Annotated in this window: 20 protein-coding genes; 6 read left to right on the top strand and 14 right to left on the bottom strand. The window is 69.8% G+C overall.

Annotated elements, in window-relative coordinates; all coding sequences use genetic code 11:
• Window positions 1-113 precede the first annotated feature (113 nt).
• From D1793_RS13060 to D1793_RS13070, 3 genes are all read left to right on the top strand, one after another.
• Window positions 114-1,049 carry a LysR family transcriptional regulator gene (locus tag D1793_RS13060; RefSeq protein ID WP_119022569.1) on the top strand — a complete coding sequence of 312 codons (936 nt, stop codon included), beginning with the start codon at window positions 114-116 and terminating at the stop codon, window positions 1,047-1,049.
• An 83-nt stretch (window positions 1,050-1,132) separates the two neighbouring features.
• Window positions 1,133-2,428: an exonuclease SbcCD subunit D C-terminal domain-containing protein gene (locus D1793_RS13065; protein WP_119022570.1), complete on the top strand. Its 1,296-nt coding sequence runs from the start codon at window positions 1,133-1,135 to the stop codon at window positions 2,426-2,428.
• Window positions 2,425-5,745, top strand: a complete 3,321-nt coding sequence (locus D1793_RS13070) for an AAA family ATPase (protein WP_119022571.1) — start codon at window positions 2,425-2,427, stop codon at window positions 5,743-5,745. Before D1793_RS13065 ends, D1793_RS13070 begins: the two co-directional genes overlap by 4 nt.
• 77 nt (window positions 5,746-5,822) lie before the next feature.
• Here D1793_RS13070 and D1793_RS13075 read toward each other — a convergent pair whose 3' ends face one another.
• The 4 genes from D1793_RS13075 to D1793_RS13090 all read right to left on the bottom strand — a co-directional run bounded on the left by D1793_RS13075 (window position 5,823) and on the right by D1793_RS13090 (window position 8,674).
• Complete coding sequence (locus tag D1793_RS13075; protein WP_023006335.1) at window positions 5,823-6,116, bottom strand: nucleotidyltransferase family protein; 294 nt, start codon at window positions 6,114-6,116, stop codon at window positions 5,823-5,825.
• Window positions 6,117-6,188: 72 nt separating this feature from the next.
• Window positions 6,189-7,133: a pirin family protein gene (locus D1793_RS13080; protein WP_119022572.1), complete on the bottom strand. Its 945-nt coding sequence runs from the start codon at window positions 7,131-7,133 to the stop codon at window positions 6,189-6,191.
• Window positions 7,134-7,210: 77 nt separating this feature from the next.
• The gene (locus D1793_RS13085) at window positions 7,211-8,158 is read right to left on the bottom strand and encodes a glutathione S-transferase family protein (protein WP_119022573.1); all 948 of its coding nucleotides are present in this window, start codon (window positions 8,156-8,158) and stop codon (window positions 7,211-7,213) included.
• Window positions 8,159-8,230: 72 nt separating this feature from the next.
• A complete protein-coding gene (locus D1793_RS13090; RefSeq protein WP_119022574.1) occupies window positions 8,231-8,674 on the bottom strand; it encodes a DoxX family protein in 444 nt (147 codons plus the stop codon).
• 163 nt (window positions 8,675-8,837) lie between these two features.
• On the opposite strand from D1793_RS13090, the gene D1793_RS13095 reads away from it, so the two are divergent.
• The 3 genes from D1793_RS13095 to D1793_RS13105 all read left to right on the top strand — a co-directional run bounded on the left by D1793_RS13095 (window position 8,838) and on the right by D1793_RS13105 (window position 11,423).
• The gene (locus tag D1793_RS13095) at window positions 8,838-9,746 is read left to right on the top strand and encodes a LysR family transcriptional regulator (protein WP_119022575.1); all 909 of its coding nucleotides are present in this window, start codon (window positions 8,838-8,840) and stop codon (window positions 9,744-9,746) included.
• Window positions 9,747-9,896: 150 nt separating this feature from the next.
• Window positions 9,897-10,637 (top strand): dienelactone hydrolase family protein, encoded by a 741-nt coding sequence (locus tag D1793_RS13100; protein WP_119022576.1) that lies wholly within the window; start codon window positions 9,897-9,899, stop codon window positions 10,635-10,637.
• 27 nt (window positions 10,638-10,664) lie between these two features.
• Window positions 10,665-11,423, top strand: coding sequence for a class I SAM-dependent methyltransferase (locus D1793_RS13105; RefSeq protein WP_119022577.1), 759 nt, complete (start codon window positions 10,665-10,667; stop codon window positions 11,421-11,423).
• A 360-nt stretch (window positions 11,424-11,783) separates the two neighbouring features.
• On the opposite strand, the gene D1793_RS20050 is transcribed toward D1793_RS13105, so the two are convergent.
• The 10 genes from D1793_RS20050 to cgtA form a co-directional block, all read right to left on the bottom strand.
• Complete coding sequence (locus D1793_RS20050) at window positions 11,784-11,990, bottom strand: prepilin-type N-terminal cleavage/methylation domain-containing protein (RefSeq protein WP_205527548.1); 207 nt, start codon at window positions 11,988-11,990, stop codon at window positions 11,784-11,786.
• A 251-nt stretch (window positions 11,991-12,241) separates the two neighbouring features.
• Entirely contained in the window at window positions 12,242-13,210 is a 969-nt protein-coding gene (gene ispH, locus D1793_RS13115; RefSeq protein WP_119022578.1) for a 4-hydroxy-3-methylbut-2-enyl diphosphate reductase, read from the bottom strand.
• 185 nt (window positions 13,211-13,395) lie between these two features.
• Window positions 13,396-13,842: an FKBP-type peptidyl-prolyl cis-trans isomerase gene (gene fkpB, locus D1793_RS13120; protein ID WP_119022579.1), complete on the bottom strand. Its 447-nt coding sequence runs from the start codon at window positions 13,840-13,842 to the stop codon at window positions 13,396-13,398.
• A gap of 13 nt (window positions 13,843-13,855) precedes the next feature.
• Window positions 13,856-14,401 (bottom strand): signal peptidase II, encoded by a 546-nt coding sequence (gene lspA / locus D1793_RS13125; RefSeq protein ID WP_162899962.1) that lies wholly within the window; start codon window positions 14,399-14,401, stop codon window positions 13,856-13,858.
• Window positions 14,394-17,237: an isoleucine--tRNA ligase gene (gene ileS / locus D1793_RS13130; protein WP_119022581.1), complete on the bottom strand. Its 2,844-nt coding sequence runs from the start codon at window positions 17,235-17,237 to the stop codon at window positions 14,394-14,396. The genes lspA and ileS overlap by 8 nt, the downstream gene beginning before the upstream one ends.
• Before the next feature lie 10 nt (window positions 17,238-17,247).
• Window positions 17,248-18,348, bottom strand: coding sequence for a bifunctional riboflavin kinase/FAD synthetase (ribF, locus tag D1793_RS13135; protein ID WP_119022582.1), 1,101 nt, complete (start codon window positions 18,346-18,348; stop codon window positions 17,248-17,250).
• A gap of 157 nt (window positions 18,349-18,505) precedes the next feature.
• Window positions 18,506-20,029: a murein biosynthesis integral membrane protein MurJ gene (gene murJ / locus D1793_RS13140; RefSeq protein ID WP_119023686.1), complete on the bottom strand. Its 1,524-nt coding sequence runs from the start codon at window positions 20,027-20,029 to the stop codon at window positions 18,506-18,508.
• Window positions 20,030-20,382: 353 nt separating this feature from the next.
• The gene (gene rpsT / locus D1793_RS13145) at window positions 20,383-20,649 is read right to left on the bottom strand and encodes a 30S ribosomal protein S20 (RefSeq protein WP_119022583.1); all 267 of its coding nucleotides are present in this window, start codon (window positions 20,647-20,649) and stop codon (window positions 20,383-20,385) included.
• A 208-nt stretch (window positions 20,650-20,857) separates the two neighbouring features.
• Window positions 20,858-22,015: a glutamate 5-kinase gene (proB, locus tag D1793_RS13150; RefSeq protein WP_240407669.1), complete on the bottom strand. Its 1,158-nt coding sequence runs from the start codon at window positions 22,013-22,015 to the stop codon at window positions 20,858-20,860.
• A 46-nt stretch (window positions 22,016-22,061) separates the two neighbouring features.
• A complete protein-coding gene (gene cgtA / locus D1793_RS13155; RefSeq protein ID WP_119022584.1) occupies window positions 22,062-23,246 on the bottom strand; it encodes an Obg family GTPase CgtA in 1,185 nt (394 codons plus the stop codon).
• Between the last annotated feature and the right edge of the window lie 92 nt (window positions 23,247-23,338).

Raw genomic sequence — 23,338 nt, forward strand, 5'->3', positions numbered from 1 at the left:
TCTCCGGTGATCATGGTTATGATCGCTGCTCTCACAGCGGGCGAAGAATAGTGGCGCCATTGCTCCCCTCACAAACGATGATTTCTAGCACGAGCCATGAACAGGATTAGGTCATGAGACGCCCTCACCTGCCCCTCAATGCCCTGCGCGCCTTCGAGGCCTCGGCCCGCCTGCTGAGCTTTACCCGGGCCGGTGACGAACTCAACGTGACCCAGGCCGCAGTCAGCCATCAGGTCAAGCGGCTGGAGCTGCAGTTGGGCGTAGCGCTCTTCAAGCGCCTTCCGCGGGGCCTGATGGTCACCGCCGAGGGCGAAGCGCTGCTCCCGGTGCTGCGCGATGCCTTCGACCGCATGGCCGAGATGCTGGAGCGGCTGGAGAACGGCCAGGTACGGGAGATCCTGATGGTGGGGGCGGTGGGCACCTTCGCCGTGGGTTGGCTGCTGCCACGGCTGGGCGGATTCCAGGCGCGCTTCCCGCTGCTCGAGGTGCGTCTGTCGACCCACAATAACCGGGTCGACATGCTTGCCGAAGGGCTGGACTACGCCATCCGCTTCGGTGATGGCGCCTGGCATGCCTGCGAATCCGAGCGGCTGTTCGAGGCGCCGCTCTCGCCCCTCTGCACGGCGCGACTCGCCGAGTCGATGAGCAGTCCCGCCAGCCTGCTCCAGCACACGCTGCTGCGCTCCTATCGGGATAACGAGTGGCCCAGCTGGTTCGCCGCCGCGGGCATACAGCGGCCTCCTCCGCTACTGCAAGGGATCACCTTCGACTCCTCGCTGGCGATGATGGAGGCCGCCACCCAGGGGGCCGGGGTGGCGCTGGCACCGCCGCGGATGTTCGAGCGCCAGCTCGCCTCGGGCAGCATCGTCCAGCCGTTTGCCGCCACGACCTCGCTGGGCAGCTACTGGCTGACCCGTCAGGTATCGCGACCGGTGACCCCGGCGATGGCGGCATTTCGCGACTGGCTCCATGAGGCCGCATGGCAGGCCTACGGAACCGCCAGTGAGACGCCTCCCCCGGCCGGATCCAGCAGCATGACCGGGGATTAGCACTCAACCTGGTTTGCAAATCCCTCACACTGGCATAGCCTCGTGGCTTCGCCCTGCATGCCGGGAAGGGAGCCCCGCCGATCATGTTGACGCTGATTCATACCGCCGACTGGCACCTTGGCCAGACGTTCCACGGCCAGGAGCGCCACGCCGAGCACCGCGCCTTTCTCGCCTGGCTGCTCGACACCCTGGCCGCGCGCCAGGCCGACGCCCTGCTGGTGGCCGGCGACATCTTCGACGTGGTCAACCCCTCGCTTGCCGCCCAGGAGCTGCTCTACGACTTCATCGTCTCCGCCCACGAGCGGCTGCCGCGGCTGGATATCGTACTGATCGCCGGCAACCACGACAGCGGCAACCGCATCGAGCTGCCCGCCCCGCTGATGCGCCGCCTGCGCACCCACGCCCTGGGGCGCGTGAGCTGGCTCGACGACGGCCGCCTCGATGCCGAGCGCCTGCTGGTGCCGCTCACCGACGCCGCCGGCGAGACCCGCGCCTGGTGCCTGGCGCTGCCCTTCCTGCGCCCCGCCGAGGTGACCGGCGCGGCGCTGGCAAGCCGCGACGACGACGGCGGGCCCGGCGACGCCGCCGACGCCAATGACTACGTGGCCGGCATCACCCGGGTGCATCGCCAGCTGATCGCCGCCGCCGAGGCGCGCCGCGAGCCCGGCCAGGCGCTGGTGGCCATGAGCCACGCCCACCTGCACGGCGCGGCGGTCTCCGAGGCCAGCGAGCGGCCCATCGTGATCGGCGGCGAGGAGTCGATCTCCGCCGCCCTCTTTCCGCCGACGATCGCCTACGTGGCACTGGGCCACCTGCACCGCGCCCAGCAGGTGGGCGAGGCGCGCATCCGCTACAGCGGCAGCCCCCTGCCGCTGGACTTCAGCGAGGTGGCCTACCCCCACCAGGTGGTGGAGGTGACCCTGGACGGCGAGTCGCTGGCCGAGGCCACGGCGATCCCGGTACCGCGCCCCGTGGCCATGCACCGTATCGGCCCCGGCCCTATCGAGAGCGTGCTGGCCGAGCTCGAGGCCCTGGAGAACGACCCGGCGCTGCCGAAGGAGCACTGGCCCTGGCTGGAGGTGCGGGTCGCGCTCGAGGCCCCCCTCCCCGACCTGCGCGCCCGGGTGGAGGCCGCACTCAAGGACAAGGCGGTGCGCCTGCTGCGCCTGGAGCGCCGCCTGCCCACCGTCGAGGGAGACGCCACCGCGGCCCGGGTCGACCTGGAGAGCCTGGGCCCGCGCAGGCTCTTCGAGCGCACCTGGGAGGCGCGCTGGGGCGAGCCGCCGGGCGACGACGTGCTGGCCGACTTCGACCGCCTGCGCCAGGAGGTGCTGGACGCCGACGACAGCGAGGCGAGTGGCCGGGAGGCGCGGCCATGAAGATCCTTGCCCTGCGCCTGGAGAACCTGGCCTCGCTGCCGGGGCCCCTCGAGCTCGACTTCACCGCGCCGCCGCTAAGTGACGCCGGCCTGTTCGCCATCACCGGCCCCACCGGCGCCGGCAAGAGCACCCTTCTCGACGCCCTGTGCCTGGCGCTCTACGGCAGCACCCCGCGGCTGCGCCAGGCGCCGGCCCGCGACAGCCAGATCGATGACACCCCGGACTCCCGCCTCACCACCAGCGATGCCCGCACCCTGCTGCGCCGCGGCACCGCCAGCGGCTACGCCGAGGTGGATTTCCTGGGCCGCGACGGACGCCGCTACCGCGCCCGCTGGGCAGTGCGCCGCGCCCGGGAGAAGGCGACCGGCCGCCTGCAGGCGGCGGAGCAATCGCTCACCGACCTCGACGACGAGCGCCTGCTGACCGCCCAGAAGCGCGAGTTCGAGCGCCTGCTGCCGGAGCGACTGGGGCTCACCTTCGACCAGTTCACCCGCGCCGTGCTGCTGGCCCAGAGCGAGTTCGCCGCCTTCCTCCAGGCCGACGACAACGCCCGAAGCGACCTGCTCGAGCGCCTCACCGGCACCGCCGAGTACTCCGAGATCTCCATGGCCGCCTACCGCCGCGCCAGCGAGGCGCGAAAGACGGTGGAGGCCCTGGAGGCGAAGCTCGCCGACGACCTGCCCGCCGAGCCCGAGGCCCGTGCAGAGCTCGAGCGCGTCGCCGAGGCCACCCAGCAAGCCCTCACTCACCTGCAGACCCAGGCGGAATCGCTCCAGGCGACGCGCCGCTGGCACGAGGAGGACGACCGGCGCCACGCGGCCCATGCCGAGGGCCTGGCGCAGCAGCAGGCCGCCGAGGCAACCTGGCAGGATCTCGCCGAGGCCCGCCGCGACCGCGACTGGCGCCGGCTGATCGCCCCCCGGCGGCACGCCCTGGCCCGCCAGGCGGCCCTGCCCGCCGAGCTCGACGCCCTGGCGGCGACCCGGCGCGAGACCGACGCGGCACTGGCCACCGCCGAGGCCGAGCACAAGGCCGCCGGGCGCGCCCTGGCCGAGGCCGAGCAGGCCCTCACGCACGCCGGCGAGGCACGCCAGCGCGCCGAACCGGCCCTTCATGAGGCCCGGGCGCACCAGCACGCCCTCAGCCAGCGCCAGCGCGAGCTGGCCGAGTGCGAGACCCAGCTCACCCAAGCCCGGGCGCAGGCCGCCAAGCTGAGTGACGACCACCAGCGCGAGCAGGCCGCCCAGCAGAAGCGCCATGAGCAGCAGCGTCAGTGGCAGGCGGCCCTGGCCGAGCTGGTGGGTGAGCACTCACACCTGGCGGCCGCCCGCCAGGCCGGCCAGCAGGCCCACGATCGGGCCGCCGCTCGCACCCTCGCCCTGGAGGCGCTGGCCAGCCGCTGGCAGGAATACCAGCGTGCCGAAGAGGCGTGCCGCCACCAGGCTCACCAGCAAACGACCGACCGCGAGCGGCGCGAGCGCCTGCTGGCCGAGGGGCAGACGGCTCGCCAGGCCCTCGACCGGGCCCAGGGCCACCTGGAGAGCGTCACCGCCCTGATCGAGCGCAGCCGCGCCGTACGCAGCGAGAGCGTGGCCCGGCTGCGCGATGGCCTGCGGGAAGGCGAGCCCTGTCCCGTCTGCGGTGGGCAGGACCACCCCTGGCGCCATCAGCCACCGGCCACCCCCGAGGCGGCTCAGCTCGCCGCCCAGGAGGCCGAGGAGGGGCGCCAGCTCGAGGCCGCCCGGCAGGCCCGCGACGATGCCCAGGCCCGGCGCGACACCCTGCTGGGCGAGTACCGCGCCCTGGAGGCCGCCCTTGCCCAGGGCGAGCGGACGCTGGCAGGCGCCGAAGCGCGCCTGGCGGAGGCCCGCACGGGCCTGAGGGAGCACCCGCTCCACGACGAGCTCGACGCCGAGGAGGCGCCGGCCCGGGAGGCCTGGCTGCAGGCCCAGCGCCACGAGAGCGAGGCGAGCCGCCGGCAGGCCCAGCAGACCCTGGAGGCGCTGGCGCGAGCCGAAGCCGAGCTCGCCCCCCTGGAGGAGTCGCTGCGCCAGGGTGAGCTGGCCCTCACTCGCCTGGAGGGGGATAAGGCCAGGGCCGACCGCGACCTGACGGAACTGGAACGGCGCCTCCCCGAGCTGCAGCGTCAGCATGACGACACCCAGCGTGCCCTGCGCGCCCTGCTCGGCGAGCACGCCTCGGCGGAGGCGTGGCAGCAGCGACTCGACGCCACCGAGGCCGAGGCCCGTCAGGCCCGGGACGGCGCGCTGGCCCGCCGCCACGCCGCCGAACAGGCGCAGCAGCGCCTGGCCCAGCGCCAGGAGCACCTGGCGGAGCGGCTCAACGCCCTGCAGCAGGAGCGCGACGACCTCGCCCGCGAACTCGCCGACTGGCGGGCCCAGCACCCCGCGCTGGACGACGCTACCCTCGCGCGGTTGCTGGCCCAGGACGACGCCGAGGCCCGGGAGGAGGAGCGCAACATCGAGGCGGCCGACCAGGCTCGCCAGCAGGCCGGCGCCGCCCTGGCCGAGCGGCGCCGGGCGCTGCTCGCCCACCGCCGCGACGGGGGGCTGGGCGAGCCAGGGTCAGAAGAGGAAGAGACCGACGACGAGGCGCTGCTGAGCGAGCGCACCGCCGAGGCAATCGCCCAGCGCCGGGAGGCACTGGCGGCGCGCCAGGCCGAGCTCGCCCCGCGGCTGGCGGCCGCCCAGGGCGAGCGTGACGCCGCCGCCTTCGCGCTGGCCGACGACGACCGCCGCCGTGAGCGGCAGCGGGCCGGCCAAGGCGAGCTGGGAGCCGCCCGGGCCGAGTACCGCCGCTGGGGCCGGATCAGCGAGCTGATCGGCTCCGCCGACGGCAAGGTGTTCCGGCGCATCGCCCAGGCCTACAACCTGGAGCAGCTGCTGGAGCACGCCAACTCCCACCTGGCGGGGCTGACCCGCCGCTACCGCCTGGCGCGGGGCGGCTCGCCCTTGGGTCTGCTGGTGGTGGATCAGGACATGGGCGACGAGACGCGCTCGGTGCACTCGCTCTCCGGCGGGGAGACCTTCCTGGTCTCCCTGGCGCTCGCCCTGGGGCTCGCCTCCATGGCCTCCGGCGAGCTCACCATCGAGTCGCTGTTTATCGACGAGGGGTTCGGCAGCCTGGACCCGCAGTCGCTGGCCCTGGCCATGGAGGCGCTGGACGGCCTGCAGGCGCTGGGCCGCCGGGTGGGAGTGATCTCCCACGTGCAGGAGATGCACGAGCGCATCCCGGTGCAGATAAGAGTGGAACCGCAGGGCAACGGCACCAGCCGCGCGCGCATCGTCAGCGCCTGAGGGATTCCAGCCTTTCGAGAAGCTCGGGGATATTGGTCTGGATGATATAGAAACGCCACTCGCGCTCAGGTCGACGTTCAGACATGCATGGCCTCGCGCTCGATGTAGGGGCGAAGCTCCGGGCGAAGCGCCTTGTCGGTCACCAGGTCAACCGGCCGCCCCAGCAGATCCTCCAGGAAGAACTGTAGGCCGAAATAGCGATCCGCCGTCGCGGGGCCATCGAAAGAGACCAGGATGTCGACATCGCTGGACGTCCCCGCCTCATCCCGCGCCACGGAGCCGAAAAGAGCCAGGTCATGAACCCCGAACTCTCGCACCATCTCGGGGAAGTGCCGCTGTAGCAGCTGCATGGTCTCCTGCCTATTACCCATCACTTCCTCCACGGACGCGGACGGCCCAGCACTCGATATCAAGACCCTATCATAGCACTCCGCATGAGCGGCCTACCCCTTCCAGGGCAGCGGCGGCGGCATCAGCCGCTCCTCGTCGCTGAAGCCGGCCACGCGGCCGAAGCGCTCGCCGCCGGCTTCCCATTCGCGCTGTGCCTCGACGATCTCCGCCTTGCTGTGGCCGACGAAGTTCCACCAGATCAGCACCTCCTCGCCCAGCGGCTCGCCGCCGATCAGCAGCACTCGGGCGCCTGCCGGCAGGGCCAGGGTCATCGCATCGCGCCCGCGGCCCAGGTAGGCCAGCTCGTCCACGGCGAGCGCCTCCCCTTCCAGGCTCGGCGCGCCCTCCAGGGGCAGCAGGGCGTACTCGAACTCGGGCCGCAGCGGCAGGGTCAGCGTTGCCTCGCGCTCGACGGCGAGGTCCACCCCCACCAGGGGCGAAAAGGTGAGCGTGGGCGCCTCGCGGCCGGCCAGCTCACCCACCAGCAGCGTCAGGGTGACGCCCTCCTCCTGCCAGGTCGGCAGCTCGGGGTAGTGGTCGAAGCGCGGCGCGGTATCGCGATGGGCGTGCGGCAGGGCGATCCACAGCTGGGCCGCATGGAGCTGCGGGTCCTCCGGCAGCGACTGCTCGGTGTGGCTGATGCCGCGCCCGGCGGTCATCAGGTTGACCTGGCCCGGGCGGATCACCTGCTCGCTGCCCAGGCTGTCGCGGTGCAGCACCTCGCCGGCGATCATCCAGGTGAAGGTCTGCAGGCCGATATGGGGGTGCGGCCCCACCTGCATGCCGCGGCTGTCGCCCTTGAAGACCGCAGGCCCGGCGTGATCCAGGAAGCACCAGGCCCCCACCAGGCGCCGCTGCCGCGAGGGCAGCACCCGGTGGATGGGAATGCCGCCCACCTCGGCCTTGCGTGCCGGCACATGCTGCACCTGGCGCCGGCCCTCTACCACCGGGCAGTCCAGCGACGACGACGCCGTGGCGTCCTTGATCATGTCACTCATGGCGGTCTCCTCGTAGCGGGCGTGATGGTCTCACCATAGCCTGCACAGGGCCTGGCGTCCGCCGGCATTTCCCGGCCTCAGATCGCCACCGGTCCCACGGGCACGATCCCGGTCGGGTTCAGCGCCCTGATGGAGTAGTAGCCCGCCTTGATGTGCTCGAGGTTGACCGTCTCGGCGATGCCCTCCAGCGCCAGGAGGCGGTGCAGATAGGCGTGCAGGGCCGGCATGGCGGCCAGGGTGTTGCGGTTGCACTTGAAGAGCCCGTGGTAGGCCGCATCGAAGCGCACCAGGGTCACGAAGAGGCGGATGTCGCTCTCGGTCAGCGCCTCGCCGAACAGATAGGCGCGTCCGTCGCCGAGGCGCGCCTCCAGCGCATCGAGCCGGGCGAAGACCTTGCCGTAGGCCTCCTCATAGGCCGCCTGGCTGGAGGCGAAGCCGGCCTGGTAGACGCCGTTGTTCAGCTCGGTGTAGATGACGTGATTGAGGGCGTCGATCTCCGCGGCCAGGTGGTCGGGGTAGAGGTCCGGCCCCCGGTCGACCAGGTGCGAGAAGGCGCCATCGAGCATGCGCAGGATATCGGCTGACTCGTTGTTGACCAGGGTGTCGGTGTGGGTGTCCCACAGCACCGGCACCGTGGCGCGGCCGCTGACCTCGGGGTCGGCGCGGGTATAGAGCTCGTGCAGGTAGCGGGCGCCGTGGTGGGGGTCCTCGTCGGCGCCGGGGAAGCCGCCGAACTGCCACCCCTGGTCGGTGAGGCGCGGGTTGACCACGGTGACGCCGATCAGCGCCTCGAGCCCCTTGAGCCGGCGCGCCATCAGGACCCGGGAGGCCCAGGGGCAGATATAGGCGACATAGAGGTGATAGCGCCCGGGCTCGGCCTTGAAGCCGCCCCTGCCGGTGGGGCCGGGGGCGCCGTCCGGGGTGATCCAGTGGCGGAAGGTCGAGGTCTGGCGAATGAAGCGCCCCTCGTCGTCCTTCGCCTGAACCGGCTGCCAGTTCGCCTGCCAGATGCCGTTGACCAGCATGTTGCGTCCTCCAGGTGGTGAGGCACCCGCCGTGGTGGGCGGGTGCCGGGTCGGGTCAGTCGCCTCGACGGCTCAGAACCGCTTCGCGACCAGGCCATCCAGCGAGAGACGGCCGGCGCCCTGAAGGGTGAGCGCCACGGTGGCGGCGAGCAGGGCCAGGGCGAACTCGTAGCCGCCGTTGGCGATGAACAGGCCGTGGCTGATATGCACGCTGAAGATGGCCACCAGCATGGTGAAGGCGGAGACCAGCGCCGCGGGGCGGGTCAGCAGGCCGAGCATCAGCGCCAGGCCGCCGAAGAATTCCGCACCGCCGGCCAGCAGCGCCATCAGCAGGCCGGGTGCCAGCCCGATGCTCTCCATCCACTGGGCGGTGCCCGCCAGGCCATGGCCGCCGAACCAGCCGAAGAGCTTCTGGGCGCCGTGGGCAGCCAGGATCAGGCCAACGGGGATGCGCAGGGCCAGGGCGCCGTAGCCGCCGGCGGTATCGAACAGGGATTTCACGAGCTGGGTCTTCATGGGGTCTTCCTCATCAGGGTGACTCGGGGAGCCGAGACCGTCTGTGGCCTCGAGCGATGAGGCCACTCTACTCTCGCCACTAAGGAGGAATAAGCACGAAGATATTGCATGACTATCAATGCAATGTTGATAATTACCACTCCCCCTTCCGCAGGAGCCCGCCATGGACCGCCTCGAGGCCATGCGCACCTTCGTCACCGTGGTGGCCGAGGGGAGCTTCACCCGAGCCGCCGAGCGCCTGGCGCTCTCCCCGCAGCTGGTCAGCAAGTATGTCTCGCAGTTGGAAGAGCACCTGGGGGTGCGCCTGCTCAACCGCACCACCCGCCGGCTGCACCTGACCGAGGCGGGGGCCGCCTATCGGCAGCGCGCCGAGCAGGTGCTGGCCGAGATCGGCGACATGGAGAGCGAGCTTGGCGAGCTGCAGGGCCAGGCCCGCGGGCGGCTGCGCATCAGTGCCCCGGTCTCCTTCGCCATCCGCCACCTGGCGCCGCTGATCAACGACTTCCAGCGGGCCCACCCCGCCGTGGACATCGACCTGCAGCTCAACGACCGCAAGGTGGATATCGTCGAGGAGGGGTTCGATATCGCCCTGCGCATCGGGCGGCTGAAGAGCTCCTCGCTGATCGCCCGGCGTATCGCACCGGTGCGCCTGGTGCTGTGCGCCTCGCCCGGCTACCTGGCGGCCCAAGGCACGCCCGAGCACCCGAGGGAGCTCGCCGGGCACCGCTTCCTGCGCTACCGCTACATGGAGGAGAGCCAGGAGCCGCTGCTGAAGTGGCTGCCGCGCAGCGGCGGCGGCGGAAGAGCGGGCGGCGAGCTGACCAGCAACAATGGCGACGTGCTGGTGGAGGCCGCCGTGGGCGGGGCCGGCATCGCCCTGCAGCCGACCTTCCTCTGCGGCGACGCCATCCGCCAGGGGCGCCTGGCGATCGTGCTGCCCGAGCATGAGCCCGAATCGCTCGGGCTCTATGCGGTGTACGCCCACCGCCAGCTGCTGGCCAGCAAGGTGCGCCACTTCGTGGACTTCCTGGAGGGGTACTTCGGCGACCCGCCCTACTGGGATCGCTTCTGAGGCGGGGCCACCCCCGCTCTTGCCATCACCCGCACGCCGCTGGTGCTCAGGGGCCAAATGCGAAGGGTGACCGGCGGGGCCCGGCTCTGGTTAGATGACACTCTGACGAGGCCCTCACCGCCCTCCCCCACTGCCATCCGGAGCCCGCCCATGTCTCGCGCCATCGATATCCCCGCCGCCGACGGCACCATCGACGCCCATCTCTTCACGCCCGCGGGCGCCGAAGGCCCCCTCCCGGCAGTGGTGCTGTTCACCGATATCGGCGGCCTGCGCCCCTGCTATCACGAGAAGGCCCAGCGCATCGCCGACAACGGCTATGCGGTGCTGATGCCCAACGTCTACTACCGCGATGCCCGCGGGGTCGTGGTGCCGGAGGGCAAGTCCTTCCGCGACCCGGACGTGCGCCCGACGCTGTTCGGCTATGCCGCCCACCTCACGCCAGAGGCGCAGTCCCGCGACTTCGCCGCCCTGCTCGGCTGCCTCGATGGCGAACCCGAATTCGCCGCGGGCAAGCTCGGTGTGGTGGGCTACTGCATGACCGGCGCCTTCACCCTGCGCATGGCGGCCGACTACCCCGACCGCGTTGCCGCCGCGGCCGGCTTCCACTCGGCCCGGCTGGCGGAGGCCGGCGACCCGGCGAGCCCCGTCAACGTGGTCAGCCGCATCCAGGGGCGCGTCTATCTCGGCCACGCCGACCAGGACGAACTGCTGCCGGCCGAGCAGATCGCCCGCATGGACGAAGCCCTGGCTGCGGCCGGCGTGCACTTCATCACCGAGCTCTACCGGGGCGCCGCCCACGGCTTCACCGCCAAGGACGCCCCCTCCTATGACGCCGCCACCGACGCCCTGCACCACCGGCGGCTGGCCATGCTGCTGGAAGAGACCCTGTAGCGCCGCCACCCGAAGAGCGAGCCCGCCATGAACGAACTGGAGCTACTGGCCGACCTGCACCGCCACAACGAACGCCAGGGGCCCGGCGGCCAGGCTGAAACCCGGCTCGCGCTCCAGCTCGCTGGGCTCTGCGGGCGGCGCGACCTCGCCATCGCCGATCTGGGCTGCGGCACCGGCGCCTCCACCCTGGTGCTCGCCGAGGCGCTCGATGCCCAGATCGTGGCGGCGGATTTCCTCGAGCCATTTCTCGACATCTTGAAGGCCCGCGCCCTCGAGGCTGGCCTGGCCGAGCGCATCACTCCCCGCCACGCCTCCATGGAGGCGCTCGACTTCGCGCCGGAATCGCTGGATGCCATCTGGTCTGAAGGGGCGATCTACAACATCGGCTTTGCCCGCGGCGTGCGCGAGTGGCGCCGCTTTCTCAAGCCCGACGGCGTCCTGGCGGTCTCCGAACTCACCTGGCTCACCGAGCAGCGCCCTGCCGAGCTCGACGCCTTCTGGCGCGCCCAGTACCCCGAAGTGGACACCGCCTCGGCCAAGCTCGCCGTGCTGGAGCGCCACGGCTATTCACCGCTCGGCTACTTCGTGCTACCGCCACACTGCTGGCGAGAGCACTACTACCGCCCGCTGCAGGAGCGCTTCCCGACCTTCCTCGAGGCCCATGGCAACAGCCCCGCCGCCCAAGCCATCATCGAGGAGCAGCAGCAGGAGATCGAACTGTACGAACGCTATGGCGAGTATTTCGGCTATGGGTTCTATATCGCCAGGAAGGTTGCCGAGGGGTGACGAAGCCAGGGCAATAGACAGCCGCTTGCGGCCAAGAGCGGCCTTTCAGCCGGAACCACCAACTCAGCACGGCTGCTGTTAAGCAAACCTTGGTTTTATTTACATGATGACGTCACGTTGGCAGCAAGGCCAGAGGGGAAAACCCAGTGAAACTAGGAAACTCAGAAGGGGCGCGGTTGCTGGCTGCTATCACCTAACCGCTAGCAGGCTGGATGGGCGCGGGCCCCCGCACATATCCCCACCACCATTCCGGATGGCCGACATCGGCACATCTTCGTGATCGACGACCATGATGTGAGAAGGCCGTCGTGACTAGGGTGCGTTAACAATTGCTGATGGAGATCGGGCTGATTTAGAATATCAGCATTTTTCGGAATCAGCAGGATACGTCACCCTCTCGACTTCCCTCCATACACAAGACTTGAGCTTAACTCTCGGATAGGCGATCGACGCCAGAATGCCGACAATGGCTACCGCAATCATCAGTTCGATGAGCGTGAAGCCGGCGCTGCGCCGGGTGCTGCCTGTGGGGCCCTGGGGCCTGCGTCGGGTGCTCGGTTGGGTCACGCCGCGCCTCTCCTGCCTTCGTTACGTTTGGTTTCAGTATGTATCAGGAACACGGTTTTCGATAGGGTGCCGGGGCAAAAATGCCCGGATGGTAAGCGATGGCTTACAGTGTAGCGCCTGGTCCGCAAGGAAGCAGGCGTGCAGCACGATGGCAGGGCGCCTGTCGGCGCCTCACCGCTGCGCGCCCAAACAACAACGCCGCCGTCACTTCCATGACGGCGGCGTTGACGTAGATGAACGGCCCGGGCGCGCTACTCGCTGACGATCACCCGCTCGCGCAGCTCGCGGGGCATGGAGAAGGTGATGGTCTCGGCGCGGCCATCGAGTTCCTCGGGGGCGGCGGCACCGAGCGCCTGCAGGCGGGCGATCACGCCCTGCACCAGCACCTCGGGGGCGCTGGCGCCGGCGGTGACGCCCACCACGCTCACCCCTTCCAGCCAGGCGGGATCGATCTGCTCGGCGTTGTCGATCAGGTGGGCGGGGGTGCCGACCCGCTCGGAGAGCTCGCGCAGGCGGTTGGAGTTGGAGCTGTTGGGGCTGCCCACCACTAGCACCAGGTCGGCACCGGCGGCCAGCTCGCGCACGGCGTCCTGGCGGTTCTGGGTGGCGTAGCAGATGTCATCCTTGCGCGGCCCTTCGATCTCCGGGAACTTGGCGCGCAGGGCGTCGATCACCTTGGCGGTGTCGTCCATGGAGAGCGTCGTCTGGGTGACGAAGGCGAGCCGGCTGGGGTCCTTCACCTCGAGCCTGGCCACGTCCGCCTCGTCCTCCACCAAGTAGATGGCGCCGCCGTGGGAGGTGTCGTAGCGCCCCATGGTGCCCTCCACCTCGGGGTGGCCCTCATGGCCGATCAGCACGCACTCCTGGCCGCGGCGGGCGTAGCGCAGCACCTCCAGGTGGACCTTGGTGACCAGCGGGCAGGTGGCGTCGAACACCTTGAGACCGCGGCGCTCGGCCTCCTCCTGCACGGCGCGGGAGACGCCGTGGGCGGAGAAGATCACGATGACATCGTCGGGCACCTCATGGAGCTCCTCGACGAAGATGGCGCCCCGGCGGCGCAGGGTGTCCACCACGAAGCGGTTGTGGACCACCTCGTGGCGCACGTAGATGGGCGCCCCGAAGACATCCAGCGCCCGGTTGACGATCTCGATGGCGCGATCGACGCCGGCGCAGAAGCCGCGCGGGTTGGCCAGCCTGATCTGCACGGAGTTAGCTTGCATGATTGTCTGCCTTGATGCGTCGGGGGCATCTGCCTGGGATACAAGGGAAAGCGCTGAGTTCCGTCGCGAGCGAAGAGAGGCTGGTCGCCGCCGGAGCACAGTCACCGGAATGTAGCCTGCTACATGAGGATGACGCGCACCGCCGGCGGCCAGGATATCGAGCGCAGCAGGAAGTCAGTGTTTTCCTAGTGCGTCGTCGCGGGCTTCACGTCCAATACTTCCACCTCGAAGGTCAGGGTACGCCCTGCCAGCGGGTGGTTGAAGTCCACGTCGATCATGTCGCCGTCGATGGCGCTGATCACCCCGGGCAGCTCGCCGCCGGCGGGGTCGGAGAAGGACATCACGGTGCCTACCTCCAGCGCCTCGTCGCCAAAGTCGTCGCGCTTCAGGCGCTGGATGTTCTGGGGGTTGTGCTGGCCGAAGGCGTGCTCCGGGGTGATCTGGAAGCTTGCGCTCTCGCCGGCGGCCATGCCCTTCATGGGGTGCTCGAAGCCGGGCGGCAGGTTGCCGTCGCCCACCTGGAAGGTGGCGGCGGCCTTGTCGCGGGTGGAGTCCACCACGGTGCCGTCTTCCAGCTTGAGGGTGAAGTGCAGGGTCACTTCCATGCCCTCGTCGATGCGGTAGTCGCTCATTGCGCTCTCTCTATCAGGAATTGCGTTGCCGCGCGCGGCGCTTCTCGCCGAACACCGACTCCCAGATCAGGCCGATGGCCCCCAGGGTGATGCCGATGTCCGCGACGTTGAAGGCCGGGTAGTACCAGCCGGCGACGTGGAAGGAGAGGAAGTCCACCACGTAGCCGTGCACCAGGCGGTCGTAGAGGTTGCCCAGGGCCCCGCCGATGATGGCCGCGAGCGAGCACGCCAGCAGCGTCTCGTCGCGCTTCAGCCGGGTCAGCCAGATGGTCAGGCCGACACTGGCCCCCACCGCGATGGCGGCGAAGAACCAGCGCTGCCAGCCGGGGTGGTCGGCCAGGAAGCTGAAGGCGGCGCCAGTGTTGTGCAGCAGCGTCAGGTTGAAGAAGGGCAGCACCTCCACCGGCCGGGCGTACGTCAGCCAGGCGCTGGCGGCGTACTTGGTGGCGAGGTCCAGCACGATGATCGCCACGGAAAGCCACAGCCAGCGCAGCGGGCGCTGCATGGGCGGCACCCCTGGGTGGTTGGCGGGGGCGTGCTTGGCATGCGAATCAGGCATGGAGGCGCGTCTCGCCGGGGCCCTCGGGCAGGTTGCTCACGCAGCGGCCGCACAGGTCGTCGTGGCCCGCGTGGCTGCCCACGTCCTCGCGGTGGTGCCAGCAGCGCTCGCACTTGCGGTGGGCGCTTGCGGCCACGGCCACCTTCAGGCCGGCAAGCTCGGTGGCCTCGGCGCCCTCGGTCTGCTCACCGTCGGCCAGCGGCTTGAGGGTCACGTCGCTTGTCAGCATCACGAAGCGCAGCTCCTCGCCCAGCTTGGCGAGGGTCGCGTGGAGGGTGTCGTCCACGTAGAGGGTGACCTCGGCGGCCAGGCTGCCCTTGATGGTCTTGGCGTTGCGGGCGTCCTCCAGGCACTTGTTGACCGCCTGCTTCACCTCGAGCACCTGCTCCCAGAAGTCGCGACCCATCTCGGCCTCTTCGGGCAGAGTGGCGAGGCCCTCGTAGTACTCTTCTAGCAGCACGCTGTCGCCGCGCTCGCCGGGGATGTTCTCGAAGATCTCCTCGGCGGTGAAGCTGAGAATCGGGGCGACCCAGCGGGCGAGCGCCTCCACCACGTGGTAGAGGGCGGTCTGGGCGCTGCGCCGGGCCAGGGAGTCGCGCTGGGTGGTGTACTGGCGATCCTTGATCACGTCCAGGTAGAAGCCGCCCAGCTCCCGGGCGCAGAAGCCGTGGACCTGCTGATAGACGTCGAGGAAGCGATACTCCTGGTAAGCCTTCTCGATGCGCGCCTGCAGCTGGGCGGCGCGGTCCACCACCCACTGGTCCAGGGCCAGCATCTCGCCGAAGGCCACGGCGTCGCGGCTCGGCTCGAAGCCGTTGAGGTTGGCGAGCAGGAAGCGCGCGGTGTTGCGGATGCGGCGGTAGACGTCGGCGGTACGCTTGAGGATCTCGTCGGAGACCGCCATCTCGTTGCCGTAGTCGGTGGAGGCGACCCAAAGGCGCAGGATGTCGGCGCCGAGCTTGTCCATCACCTCCTGGGGCGCCACCACGTTGCCCATGGACTTGGACATCTTGCGGCCCTGGGCGTCCACGGTGAAGCCGTGGGTGAGTAGCCCGCGGTAGGGCGGGTGGCCGTCGATGGCGCAGCCGGTCAGCAGCGAGGAGTGGAACCAGCCGCGGTGCTGGTCGGAACCCTCCAGGTAGAGGTCGGCCACGGGGCCCGTCTTGTGGCCGTGGGGGTGCGAGCCGCGCAGCACGTGGCGGTGGGTGGTGCCGGAGTCGAACCAGACGTCCAGGGTGTCGGTGACCTTATCAAAGTCCGCGGCCTCCTCGCCCAGCAGCTCCGCCGGGTCGAGGCGGAACCAGGCGTCGATGCCCTCCTTCTCGACGCGCTTGGCGGCCTCCTCCATCAGCTCGACGGTGCGCGGGTGCAGCTCGCCGGTGGCCTTGTGCAGGAAGAAGGGGATCGGCACGCCCCAGTTGCGCTGGCGCGAGATGCACCAGTCCGGGCGGTTGGCGATCATGCTGTGCAGGCGCGCCTGGCCCCAGGCCGGGGTGAACTGGGTGGCCTCGATGCCCTCAAGGGCGCGCTCGCGCAGGGTCTTGCCGTCCTTGCCCTTCACGTCCATGCCCACGAACCACTGGGCGGTGGCGCGGTAGATCACCGGGGTCTTGTGGCGCCAGCAGTGCATGTAGCTGTGAGTGATCGGCTCGTGGTGCATCAGCGCGCCGACCTCGCGCAGCTTCTCGACGATCTGCGGGTTGGCCTTCCAGATCATCTGGCCGCCGAAGTAGGGCAGATCGTCGGCGTAGACGCCGTTGCCCTGTACCGGGCTCAGGATCTCCTCGAAAGCCATGCCGTGCTCGCGGCAGGTGACGAAGTCATCCATGCCGTAGGCGGGGGCGGAGTGGACGATGCCGGTGCTGCCCACCTCGGCCTCGACGTAGTCGGCCAGATAGACCGGCGAGAGGCGATCATAGAAGGGGTGGCGGAAGCGGATGCCGTCGAAGGCCTCGCCGCGGGCGGTGGCGATCACCTCGCCGGTGAGGCCGAAGCGCGAAAGGCACGATTCGACCAGCTCCTCCACCAGCACCAGCAGCCGCTCGCCGGTATCCACCAGAGCATAGGTGAACTCGGGGTGGACGTTGAGCGCCTGGTTGGCGGGGATGGTCCAGGGGGTGGTGGTCCAGATGACGATGGCGGCGGGCTTGGGCAGCGCGGCCAGGCCGAAGGCGGCGGCCAGGCGGTCGGCGTCCTCCACCGGGAAGGCCACGTCGATGGCGTCCGACTTCTTGTCGGCGTACTCCACCTCGGCCTCGGCCAGGGCGGAGCCGCAGTCGAAGCACCAGTTGACCGGCTTCAGGCCCTTGAAGACGTAACCCGCCTCGACCATGTCGGCCAGGGCGCGGATCTCGCCGGCCTCGTTGGCGAAGTCCATGGAGCGGTAGGGGTTCTCCCAGTCGCCCATCACCCCCAGGCGCACGAAGTCGGCCAGCTGGCCCTGGATCTGCTCGCCGGCGTACTCGCGGCACAGCTCGCGGGCGCGCTCGGCGGCCAGGTGCTTACCGTGGGTGGTCTCGACCTTGTGCTCGATGGGCAGGCCGTGGCAGTCCCAGCCGGGCACGTAGGGGGCATCGAAGCCGGCCAGGTTCTTCGACTTGACGATGATGTCCTTGAGGATCTTGTTGACGGCGTGACCGATGTGGATGCTGCCGTTGGCGTAGGGAGGGCCATCGTGCAGCACGAACAGCGGCTTGCCCCGACGCTCCTCGCGCAGGCGGTGGTAGAGGTCCTGCTGCTGCCACTGGGCCAGCCGCTCCGGCTCGCGCTTGGGCAGCATGCCGCGCATCGGGAAATCGGTTTCTGGCAGGTTCAGAGTGTGCTTGTAGTCGCTCATATCCTGGGGGTCAGCCGTCGTCGTGGTCGGCGGGGGTCCCCGCCGAGGAATCGGAAGTCACGGCCTCGCGCGCCAGCGGCGCCGATGCCAGAGGAAGAGAATCGTCGTTATTCAGGCCGGGGCCCTGAGCACCGGTTTCGGGGTGCTGTGAAACAGAAGCGCCGGCTTCGGGGCGCTGTAAAGTGTGCTCGGCAAAGTAGGCGCGGGCGCGGCGCTGGTCGGCCCCGATCTGCTGCTTGAGGGCGTCGAAGTGCTCGAACTTCACCTCGCCGCGCAGCTTGGCGCAGGGGAAGACCCGCAGGCGCTGGCCGTAGAGGTCGCCGTCGAAGTCGAACAGGTGCACCTCCAGCACCGGCCGGGTGCTGCCCACCGAGGGGCGCCAGCCGATATTGGCCACGCCAGGCAGGCGGCGGCCGTCGGGCAGTTCGGTCACCACCGCATAGACCCCGTGCAGCGCCAGGGAACGCACCGGCTGGGGCAGGTTGGCGGTGGGCACGCCGATGGTGCGGCCGAGCTTCTGGTCGGCCACCACGCGCCCGCCCAGGCGGTAGGGGCGGCCCAGCAGCCGGGCCGCCGCGTCGAAGTTGCCGCTGGCCAGCAGGGTGCGGATGCGGGTGCTGGAGACACGGTCGTCGTCGACGGTGAAGGTGCGGGTGTGCTCGACGCTGAAGCCGTGCCGCTCGCCCACCTCGGCCAGCAGGTGGAAGTCGCCGCGGCGGTCGCAGCCGAAGCGGAAGTCGTCGCCCACCACCAGGTGGCGCACGCCGAGGCCATCGATCAGCACCTTCTCGATGAAGGCCTCGGCGGTGAGGCCGCGCAGGGCGTCGTTGAAGGGCAGGCAGAGCACCCGTTCCACCCCCGCCTCGCCCAGCAGGCGCACCTTGTCACGCAGCAGGGTGAGCCGCGGCGGCGCCTGGTCACCGGCGAAGAACTCCCGGGGCTGGGGCTCGAAGACCACCACGGTGACCGGCAGCTGCAGCTTGGCGGCCTGCTCGCGACACTGGTCGAGAATCGCCTGGTGGCCGCGGTGGACGCCATCGAAGTTGCCGATGGTGGCCACGCAGCCGCGGTGCTCGTCGCGCAGGTTGTGCAGTCCTCGGATCACTTGCATGGCGTTGCTCGAGCCCCGCTGGCTGGGTGAATGGCGAAGGGTGGGTGGCGAAGAAGGTTATAAAGTGGGCGATTATACCGGACCGCCGGCCCCTTGACAGCCGGGCCGTCTGGCTGCGGAGGCTGCGCTATCCGGGGCTGTTCCGGCGACAAGCCCCTCAGCTCTTCATCTTGAAGTGCCGCAGGCGCACGCCGGTGATGGCAAGCCAGGCGAAGTAGACGCCGGCGCCGGCTACCACCAGGGCACCCAGCCAGGCCACCCGGGGCCAGACGCCCCAGCCCAGCCACGCCTGCCAGTCGGGCGAGATCAGCCACAGGCCGAGCCCCATCACCGCGCAGCCGCCCAGCAGCTGCACCGCGTAGCGGCCCCAGCCGGGCTGGAACACCAACACCCGCTCCTTGTGCAGCAGCCAGCCCAGCAGGCCGGCATTCAGGAACGCCGAGAGCGCCGTGGCCAGCGCCAGGCCGGCATGGGCCAGGGGCCAGATCAGGATCAGGTTGAGGACCATGTTGGCGACCATGGCGATGATGCCGACCTTCACCGGCGTGCTGGTGTTCTGGCGGGCGAAGAAGCCCGGCGCCAGCACCTTGATCAGCATAAAGGCCACTAATCCAAACGCATAAGCTCGAAGGCTCATCGCCGCCATGGTGATGTCGTGCTCGGTCATGGCGCCGTAGTGGAACAGCGAGATCAGCAGCGGCTCGGCCAGTATCGCCAGCGCCAGGGCCGCCGGCAGGCCCAGCAGCAGCACGGCGCGGATCGCCCAGTCGAGCATCTCGCTGAAGTGCTGGCCGGACTGCGCGGCGTGGCGCTTGGAGAGCGCCGGCAGGATCACGGTGCCGATGGCGATGCCGAAGACCCCCAGCGGCAGCTCCACCAGGCGGTCGGAGTAGTAGAGCCAGGAGACGCTGCCCGGCGCCAGCAGCGAGGCGAGGATGGTGTCGAGCAGCAGGTTGATCTGGGAGACCGAGACGCCGAACAGCGCCGGCGCCATCAGCACCATGATCTGCTTCACCCCGGGGTGGACGAAGCTCGGCCAGGGCCTGGGCATCAGCCCCAGGCGCACCAGGAAGGGCACCTGGAAGGCGAGCTGGGCGACGCCGGCGATCAGCACCCCCCAGGCCAGCGCCATGGCCGGCTCGGTCATCAGCGGGGTGAGCAGCAGGGCGGCACCGATCAGCGAGAGGTTGAGCAGCACCGGGGTGAAGGCCGGGATGGCGAAGCGGTTCCAGGTGTTGAGCACGCTGCCGGCGAAGGCCGTCAGCGAGATCAGCAGCAGGTAGGGAAAGGTGAGCCGCAGCATGTCGGCGGTGAGCGCGAGCTTGGCGGGGTCGCGGCCGAAGCCCGGAGCGAAGACCCACACCAGCCAGGGGGCGGCGACCATGAACAGCGCGGTGAGCAGCGCCAGCACCACGGTGAGGCTGCCGGAGACGGCATCGAGCAGCTCCTTCACCTCGCGCTTGCTGCCCCGGGTGGCGTACTCCGAGAGCACCGGCACGAAGGCCTGGTTGAAGGCCCCCTCGGCAAACAGCCGGCGCATGAAGTTGGGGATCTTGAAGGCGACGAAGAAGGCATCGGCGCCGCTGCCGGCACCGAACAGGGTGGCCACCACCACGTCGCGCACCAGGCCCATCACCCGGGAGAGCATGGTCATCACGCTGACCACCAGGCCCGAGCGCATCAGCCCGCCGGCCTTGGGGGCCACCACCTTGTCGTTCTCGCCCACCGGGGTGGGGGGCGTCTGCTCGCGATCCGTCACGTCTGCGTCCTCAACCAACCAGGCAGAAAAGGCTACTCGGGGCTGTCCCGTCGACAAGCCTGCGAGGAGGCGCCATGAACCCCTCCCTGGGGGCTACCTAGACCATCCCTGGTCCACGGACCTCCTCTTCGGCTTGCCCCCGGCGCCCCTCAGAGCCAGCAGCTGCAGCCGCTAACCGCTCTCCGTACGATATCCACAAAAAAACCGGCCGCAGCCGGTCTTTCTGCTGGAGGCCCGCCCTCAGGGGCGAGTCACTCCGATGGCATCCGGCCTGCTCAGGCAGCCAGCGCCTTGACGCGAGCGTTCAGGCGGCTCTTCAGACGCGCGGCACGCTTCTTGGAGAGCACGTCCTTGTCGGCGATGCGGTCGATGACACGCTGCGCCTGCTGGAACTCGGCCATGGCCACGGCGTGGTCGCCGCCGTTGATCGCCTTGATGACGCGCTTGATATAGGTGCGCACCATGGAGCGCTGACCGGCTTTCAGTACACGACGGCCTTCGGCCTGACGGGCGCGCTTGCGAGCTTGCTTGCTGTTTGCCACTTGATGTCTCCTTGGAGATTCTTCGCCGCCCGTGTGATGACGGCATCGATAACGTATTGATCCGGCAGAAAAGTACACGACTTTCCGCCGGCTTGGCCATCTGGCCGACCGCTTGACATCAGCGATCGTTCACGGGCCGTGTCTGAGAGGATGGCGTATCCTATCACAGCCCGCGCCGCGCTTGCCATAGCGCCGGTGACAAGCGCGGCTAGAGCACCACCAGGTTGTCGCGGTGGATCAGCTCCGGGGCCTCCATGAAGCCGAGGATCGCCTCGATCTGGTGGCTCGGCTTGCCGAGCAGGCGCGCGGCGTCATCGGCGCCGTAGTTGACCAGCCCCTTGGCCACGCGCTCGCCGGCCTCGTCGAGGCAGAGCACCATGTCGCCACGGCGAAACTGCCCCGCCACCGCCTTGACCCCTACCGCCAGCAGGCTGGAGCCGCTCTCGCGCAGCACCTTCACCGCCCCGGCATCCAGGGTCAGGGTGCCGCGCACCTGCAGCTGGCCGGCCAGCCAGCGCTTGCGCGCCGCGATGGGGGCCTGGTCCGGGCGCAGCAGGGTACCCAGGCGCTCGCCCGCCATCAGCCGGGTGAGCACCTCAGGCTGGCGGCCGCTGGCGATGGCGGTGAAGGCGCCGGAGCGCGCCGCCAGGTGCGCGGCGCGGATCTTGGTCACCATGCCGCCACGGCCGAGCGCCCCGCCGCCGCCGGCCACCGCGGCCAGCGCCGGGTCGTCGGCGCGCCCCTCGTGGATCAGCCGCGCCTCGGGGTTGCCGCGCGGGTCGGCGTCGAACAGCCCCTCCTGGTCGGTGAGGATGATCAGCGCATCGGCCTCCAGCAGGTTGGCCACCAGGGCGCCCAGGGTGTCGTTGTCGCCGAAGCGGATCTCGTCGGTGACCACGGTATCGTTCTCGTTGATCACCGGCACCACCCGCAGGTCGACCAGGGTGCGCAGCGCCGAGCGGGCGTTGAGGTAGCGCTTGCGATTGGAGAGGTCGTCGTGGGTCAGCAGCACCTGGGCGGTGAGCAGGCCGTGGCGGGCGAAGTGGCCCTCGTAGCACTCGGTCAGGCCGTTCTGGCCCACCGCGGCGGCGGCCTGCAGCTCGTGCACCGCCGAGGGGCGCGCCTGCCAGCCGAGGCGCACCATGCCGGCGGCCACCGCGCCGGAGGAGACCAGCACCACCTCGATGCCGCCACGATGCAGCGCGGCGATCTGGTCGACCCAGCCGCCGATGGCGGTCTCGTCGAGGCCGCGACCGTCGTTGGTCAACAGCGCGCTGCCGATCTTCACCACCACCCGCCGGGCACCGGTCAGCGCCTCGCGCCCCGCCACCTGCTCGTTGCCTTCCACTTGGTTGTCCAAGGCCATCAACCTCAAGCTCAGAGACACTGCGCGAGCGCAGCTAGTTTATCCCTCAGGGCGCGTATTCGACCTCGACGTCGTAATCGTCGTCATCGAAGTCGTCGTCCTCGTCGACCTTCTTGCGCCTGCGGCCGAGGCGCGCCTCGGTGCGGGCGACCGCTTCCTCTTCCATGCGCTGGCGCATCTCGCGGGCCCGCTCGGCGGCCTCCTCGTCCTCGTTCTCCAGCTGGCGCTGCTCGGTGAGCCAGCGGTGGGCGGCCTGCACCAGGGCGTCGGTGCCGTCGGCGGAGATCGCCGAGATGCGGAACACCGGCCCCTCCCAGCCCAGCCGGCGCACGATCTCGTCGGCCTTCGCCTCGCGCTCCTCGGCGGGGAGCAGGTCGAGCTTGTTGAGCACCAGCCAGCGCGGCAGCTCGGCCAGCGCCGGGGAGAACTCGCCCAGCTCGTGGATGATCGCCTCGGCGACCTCCACCGGGTCGGACTCGTCGAAGGGCGCCACGTCCACCACGTGGAACAGCAGCCGGGTGCGGGTCAGGTGCTTGAGGAAGCGCAGCCCCAGGCCGGCGCCTTCGGAGGCCCCCTCGATCAGCCCCGGCACGTCGGCCATCACGAAGTGCTCGTGCATGCCGAGCTTTACCACGCCCAGGTTGGGCACCAGGGTGGTGAAGGGGTAGTTGGCCACCTTGGGCTTGGCGGCGGAGACGGCGCGGATCAGCGTCGACTTGCCGGCGTTGGGCATGCCGAGCAGGCCCACGTCGGCCATCACCTTCATCTCCAGACGCAGGTTGCGGCGCTCGCCCGCGGTGCCCGGCGTGGTCCGCCGCGGCGCGCGGTTGGTGGAGGACTTGAAGTGGATGTTGCCAAGCCCCCGGCGCCCGCCCTGGGCCACCAGCACCACCTGCCCGATCTCGGTGACGTCGGCGATCACCTCGAGGGTCTCCTCGTCGATCACCGTGGTGCCCACCGGCACCTTGATGTGCAGGTCCTCACCGGCGCGACCGCTCATCTGCCGACCCATGCCGGGCTGACCGTTCTGGGCCTTGTAGAAGCGCTGGTAGCGGAAGTCGATCAGGGTGTTGAGGGCGTCATCACCGATCAGGTAGACGCTGCCGCCGTGGCCGCCATCGCCGCCGTCCGGGCCGCCCTTGGGCACATACTTCTCACGCCGGAAACTGAGGCAACCATTGCCCCCGTTGCCGGCCTCCACGATGATCGAGGCTTCGTCGACGAACTGCATCTGTCACTCTCCTGACGGCACCTGAGATCCCAACCGCCATAGTATATGTACAAGAAGGCCCCGCCTGGGCGGGGCCTTCCTGCTGCAAGCCT

It is taken from the genome of Halomonas sp. JS92-SW72 (assembly GCF_003547075.1).
Lineage (GTDB): Bacteria > Pseudomonadota > Gammaproteobacteria > Pseudomonadales > Halomonadaceae > Halomonas > Halomonas alkalicola.